We start from the raw sequence: 6,000 nt of genomic DNA on the forward strand, positions 1-6,000 counted from the left end.
CACGCCCGCAACCGAGGCATTACATCCGCCAGACCGCGCAAATTGCGGCGTGCGTCCCGCGGAATTGCGCTATCGGCCGGTCAGAACTACGCGCTGCGGCGGATGGAATTGGTGGGCCGTCACCGAATAGTCGAGGCCATGACCATCACAACCGCGCTCGAATGCCCCACCATCGCCTACGCCCACCTCACCGACCCGGAGGAAGCACACCGGGCGATCGCCGAAGCCCGCGCCCAGGCACCGATCGCCCTGGGCCCCTACGGTCCCGAGGTGTTGAGTCACGAGCTGGTGCGAACCGTGTTGCGAGACAACCGGTTCGTCACGGCCGAAGGCTTGGGCCTGGGCGCTTTCGGCGTCACCTCCGGTCCCCTCTGGGAGCGCGCCGTCAGCAACATCCTGGGAATGGACGGGGTCGAACACCATCGACTGCGCCGCCTCGTGTCGAAAGCGTTCTCACCGCGGGCCGCCGACCGCTTTCGCAACCTGACCGTCGACGTCATCACCGACCTGGTCGAGCGCGTCGCGGGCCTCGGGCACTGCGATGTCGTCACCGATATCGCCAAGGGTTATCCGACGGCCATCATCTGCGCCCTGCTGGGCGCACCCGTCGAGGACTGGCACCTGTTCTCCGCCTGGACCGAGGACATCAAGAAACTGTTCGAGCCCACCGTCGCCGATGATGCCCCGGTGATCCTCGCGGCGTGGAGCGAATTGGACGCCTACCTCGAGGACTTGATCGCCCGGCGCCGCGCATCGCTGAGCGACGACCTGATCTCCGACCTCATCCGGGCCGAAGACGACGGAGACCGACTCACCCACGACGAGCTGCTCATGTTGTGCGCCACGTTGCTCGGTGCCGGCACCGATACCACCCGCAACCAGTTGGCCACGGCGGTGCAGACACTGGCCGAACACCCGGCCCAGTGGGACATGGTGGCCCGTCACCCCGAGCTGGCGCTCGATGCCGTCCATGAGCTGATGCGTTACTGGCCAATCATTTTCGGCGTCATCCGGCAGGCCGCCGAGGACGTCGAACTGGCCGGGGTCCCGATAGCCGCCGGCACGATCGTGTTCGCGAACATCGCCTCGGCCAACCGCGATCCCGAGATCTACGAGGACCCGGACCGCGTGGACATCACCCGGGTAGGCCCGGTGCCGATCCTGAACTTCGGTGGCGGAGTGCACTACTGCCTGGGTGCTCACCTCGCCCGCCTCGAGCTGACGGAAGCGCTTCGGGTGATCACGGCGCGGATGTCCAATCCCCGCCTGAGCGGTCCCGTGCAATGGAAGGCGATGGCCGGCATCACCGGACCCCTCAGCGTGCCGCTCGAGTTCGACCCCGCAGACTGAGAGCCATGACCAACTGGACCGCCGCGGATCTCCCCTCGTTCGCCGGACGCACCGTCATCATCACCGGCGCCAACAGCGGACTCGGTGAGGTGACCGCCCGTGAGCTGGCCGGCCGGGGAGCCAAGATCATCATGGCCGTCCGCAACACGGCCAAGGGCGAGAAAGCGGCAGCCAGCATTCGCGGCCTGGTCGAGGTCCGGGCCCTCGACCTGCAGGATCTGTCGTCGGTACGGCTGTTCGCCGACGGCGTCGACGGCGCCGACATCCTGATCAACAACGCCGGCATCATGGCCGCCCCGTATTCACTGACCAAGGACGGCTTCGAGAGCCAGATCGGCACCAACCACCTCGGCCACTTCGCGCTGACCAACCTGCTGCTGCCGAGGCTCAGCGACCGCGTCGTGACGGTGTCCTCGATGGCACACTGGCCCGGCCGGATCGACCTGGCCGACCTGAACTACCAGCACCGCCGCTATGCGCCGTGGCTGGCCTACGCGCAGTCCAAGCTGGCCAACCTGTTGTTCACCAGCGAACTGCAACGCCGACTCGACCAGGCCGGTTCGCCGCTGCGCTCGATGGCCGCGCACCCGGGCTACTCGCACACGAACCTGCAGGGCGCCTCGGGGCGCAAGCTCAGCGACGCGGTCATGTCGGCGGCCACTCGCATCGTGGCCACCGACGCCGACTTCGGTGCACGGCAGACGCTGTACGCCGCCTCCCAGGATGTGCCCGGCAACTCGTTCATCGGCCCGCGATTCGGTTACGTCGGCCGGACCCAGCCCGTCGGGCGCAGCCGGGCCGCCCAGGACGCGGAAACCGCCGCCGCGCTGTGGAAGCTGTCCGAGCAGCTCACCGGCACCACATTTCCCCTCTGAACCCGGCCGAGCCTGGGGGCCCCTCCCGCTCGCGAGCAGACGCAAAATCGCCCTGGAGCGCCCGCTCCAAGGGGATTTTGCGTCTGCTCGCGAGGGTGCGATAACCTGACCCGGCGTCACGGCGAGGGTGGCTGGTCATCAGACCAGCACCGTTATCGACGGAGACCGGCATTCTGTCGCGATCCCTGGCCGTGCCTTACACACAGGAGCGACACATGGCTAAAGCGACCGTCAACCAACTCGCCGTCACGGTGCGTAGCGAGACCGGCAAGGGCGCATCCCGCCGGGCCCGCCGCGAGGGCAAGATTCCCGCCGTCCTCTACGGCCACGGCAGCGACCCCCAGCATCTTGAACTGCCCGGACACGACTTCGCGGCCGTGCTGCGGCACTCGGGCACCAACGCGGTGCTGACCTTGGACATCGCCGGCAAGGAGCAGCTCGCGCTGACCAAGGCCATCGAGATCCACCCGATCAGGCGCACCATCCAGCACGCCGACCTCATCATCGTGCGTCGCGGCGAGAAGGTGACCGTCGAGGTCAACGTCGTCGTCGAGGGCGACGCAGGTCCCGACACCCTGGTCACCCAGGACGCCAACACCATCGAGATCGAGGCCGAGGCGCTGTCGATCCCCGAGCAGCTCACCGTGTCCATCGAGGGCGCCGAGGCCGGCACCCAGTTCACCGCCGGCCAGATCGAGCTGCCCCGTGGCGTGAACCTGATCTCCGACCCGGAACTGCTCGTGGTCAACGTGGTGCAGGCGCCGACGGCCGAGGACCTTGCCGAAGAGGGCGCGGGCGAGGAAGGCGAGGCTGCCGAAGGCGAGGGCGAGGCCGGCGAGGAAGCCGCCGAGGCAGCCGAAGCCGAGTCCGAGTAGCGCGACGTGGCCGAACCCCTCCTGGTGGTCGGCCTGGGCAATCCCGGCGAAAACTATGCCCGGACCCGGCACAACGTCGGGTTCATGGTTGCCGACGTCCTCGCCGCCCGGCTGGGAGCGAAATTCAAGGCGCACAAGCGTTCTGGCGCCGAGATAAGCACCGGCCGGTTGGCGGGACGTGCGGTGGTGCTGGCCAAGCCACGCTGCTACATGAACGAGTCGGGCCGCCAAGTGGGCCCGTTGGCCAAGTTCTATTCGGTGCGTCCGGCCGACATCGTGGTGCTGCACGACGAACTCGATCTCGACTTCGGCCGCATCCGGCTCAAGCTGGGTGGCGGCGAAGGTGGACACAACGGGTTGCGTTCGGTGGCTGCCGCGTTGGGCACCAAGGACTTTCACCGAGTCCGGATAGGGATCGGCCGTCCCCCCGGACGCAAAGACCCGGCGGCCTTCGTCCTGGAGCCCTTCAACGCCGCCGAGCGGGTTGAGGTACCCACGATCTGCGAGCAGGCCGCCGATGCCACGGAGATGCTCATCGAACTCGGTCTCGAGCCCGCGCAGAACCGTGTGCATGCGTGGTAGGCCGGCCAACCGGGATCCCGTAACGTCGGCTCGGATGCGGAGGATACGACGCAAGCCATGGACCGCATACCCGTTGTTGGCGGCCGCCGTACTGCTGGCCACAACGGGTTGTGAACCTGCGCCGACCCCGCCGCCGTCGCACCTGTCGGACCTTTGCTCGACACTGCCGATCGCTGATGTTCAGAGCACCTACCACCGCGTGACGCCCACACTGCTGGCGACCAAGCGCCTGGACGCTTCGAAACTGCATCCGGCAGGTATGGCGTCGTGCCATTACAGCCCGAAGGACGACCTGGGCGGGGTGGTGCTGGGCGTTCCGATCGGCGGCCCGGTTGCCGAAGTCGCGAATCTCATCGGTGGGCGCCGCGCCCGAAACAGCCAGGACGTCACCGTCGATTCCGACAAAGCGTTCTTCGTGCGCGGGGAGACCGAGTCGGCGATTGCCGTGGATCACGGCTCGACGCAGTTCGTGCTCACCTGGACACCACTACTGGGTGCACCCAATGAGATGGTCACGCAGCAGCAGCTGGTCATCCTGGCCAGGATCGTCGCCAAGAAGCTGCCGACGGATTTCGTTCCGCCGCAACAGGATATCGCTCCCGAATGCGCCGGCGTCCGTGTCGCCGAACACATCGTCGGCGGAAAAGTGGCGATGGCGCGCGGCAGTGCCAACAGCGAAACGCTGAACTGCCACTACCTGGGTCCCACCGGCATCCTCAGTGCGAGTGCCGCCAGGGAGGCCAGCCACTTCATCGATGACCAGATCCGCATCCTGCGCAGCGGGTCGCGAAACCTCGTCGACCCACCCGTCACCGACGACACGGCTTTGATGGCCCTCAGCGCCACCAGCATGTACATCGAGGGCTACCTGACCGACTGCTGCACGCTGCAATTCGAACACCGAGCGGTCAACGACGCCCTGGACTACAGCGCCGAATTCGATACGGCGCAACGCGAATTCGTGTCCAGCTTCATTTCGGCGACGCGCGACTGGTCACGCCGGCGCTGACCGACCCGCGAGCGCCCGAGCGGGCGGTCACAGGTGAATCACCGACACCGAATTGCTATTGGAGTTGGTGATGTAGGCGTTCCCGCCAGTGGGGTCGATGGCAATGCCCAGGGGCTGGAGGCCCACCCCGACGGTGGACAGGACAGAGCCCGAGTTCGGATCGACCACCGACACCGTGTTACCGCCGGCAGTCGGCACGCTCTGCGTCCCCGAGTTGGTGACGTAGATGTGTCCGGTAGCGGGATCAATGGCCACCGCGAACGGATTCGGATTACCGCCGCTCGTCGGCGTCAAGCTGACAGAGCTGAGGCCGTCGGTCGAGTTGTAGATACCTGTGTAGTTGCCCAGTGAGCTGGCGAAGTAGACGTCGCCATTGCCACCTACCGCGACACCTCCGGGAGCTTTCAAATTACCGATCAAGGGCGTCACATTGTTTGTGTTTGTATCTATAGCGACTAATGAATTATTGGTGATGTTTGTGACGTAGACATTATTGCCGCTGGCCGCCACATACGCGGGTTTGTTGAACGAGGCGCTGCTGATATTGCTCACGGTGTAGGTATTGTTGCCTTGCGGGGTTATCACCGACACCAGGTTGGATCCGGAGTTGGCAACATAGATCCGGCCGTCGGCGGCCACGGTCAACCCGACCGGGACATTGAAGACGTTGGAACCGGTACCGGTGATGGTGGCCGTCACCTGGTTGGTGACGGGGTCGATCACCGACACGTAGTTCCCGTTGGAATTGGTGACGTAGACGTTGCCGGTGGTGGGGTTGAACGCGACTCCTTGCGGGCTGTTGCCGGTGAAGCCAGCGGGCGGAGTGATCGGGATAGTGGTGAGGACCTGGTTGGTGGCGGGGTTGATCACCGACACCGAGCCATCGAAGAAATTCGCGACGAAGAGATTGCCGTTGACAAGGTCCAGCGCGATCCCACTCGGATTGCCGCCGACACTGATGGTGCTGATGCCGGCGTGTCCGCCGGCGCCGCCGACGCCACCGGCACTTCCCAGGTTGGCGCCGCCGGCGCTGCCGGTTCCGCCGAGCACACCGGTGCCGCCCGCACCCGTGCCTGCGGTGCCGCCGTGACCGCCGCTGCCGCCGGCACCGGTTGTACCGCCTAAGCCTGCGCCGCCGCCCGCGCCGCCATGGCCCCCCAGGCCGCCGTCGGCGCCGTTGCCACCGACCATGCCGCTCGCCGTCGTGCCGACAGCGCCGCTGGCACCGCCGTCACCACCGAGGCCACCTTGGCCGCCCACACCGCCGACCCCGCCACGCCCGAACAATCCCGTGCTGGCACCGCCGGCC

At 66.6% G+C, this 6,000-nt stretch carries 6 protein-coding genes; 5 read left to right on the top strand and 1 reads right to left on the bottom strand.

Annotation, left to right across the window (positions count from 1 at the left end):
* Positions 1 to 138: 138 nt before the first annotated feature.
* The 5 genes from AO501_RS30240 (at position 139) to AO501_RS30260 (ending at position 4,691) form a co-directional block, all read left to right on the top strand.
* Positions 139 to 1,350: a cytochrome P450 gene (locus AO501_RS30240; protein ID WP_055581269.1), complete on the top strand. Its 1,212-nt coding sequence runs from the start codon at positions 139 to 141 to the stop codon at positions 1,348 to 1,350.
* A 5-nt stretch (positions 1,351 to 1,355) separates the two neighbouring features.
* Complete coding sequence (locus AO501_RS30245; RefSeq protein WP_055581260.1) at positions 1,356 to 2,225, top strand: oxidoreductase; 870 nt, start codon at positions 1,356 to 1,358, stop codon at positions 2,223 to 2,225.
* A gap of 215 nt (positions 2,226 to 2,440) precedes the next feature.
* Positions 2,441 to 3,100 (top strand): 50S ribosomal protein L25/general stress protein Ctc, encoded by a 660-nt coding sequence (locus tag AO501_RS30250; protein WP_055581270.1) that lies wholly within the window; start codon positions 2,441 to 2,443, stop codon positions 3,098 to 3,100.
* Positions 3,101 to 3,106: 6 nt separating this feature from the next.
* Positions 3,107 to 3,682: an aminoacyl-tRNA hydrolase gene (gene pth / locus AO501_RS30255; protein ID WP_055581261.1), complete on the top strand. Its 576-nt coding sequence runs from the start codon at positions 3,107 to 3,109 to the stop codon at positions 3,680 to 3,682.
* A 34-nt stretch (positions 3,683 to 3,716) separates the two neighbouring features.
* Positions 3,717 to 4,691, top strand: a complete 975-nt coding sequence (locus AO501_RS30260) for a hypothetical protein (protein ID WP_156452864.1) — start codon at positions 3,717 to 3,719, stop codon at positions 4,689 to 4,691.
* Positions 4,692 to 4,718: 27 nt separating this feature from the next.
* Here the strand turns inward: AO501_RS30260 and AO501_RS30265 are convergent.
* Positions 4,719 to 6,000: PE PGRS family protein (locus AO501_RS30265; protein WP_156452865.1), on the bottom strand; the 1,282-nt coding region annotated here is incomplete at its 5' end.

The organism is Mycobacterium gordonae, from assembly GCF_001417955.2.
GTDB classification, from domain to species: Bacteria; Actinomycetota; Actinomycetes; order Mycobacteriales; family Mycobacteriaceae; genus Mycobacterium; species Mycobacterium gordonae_B.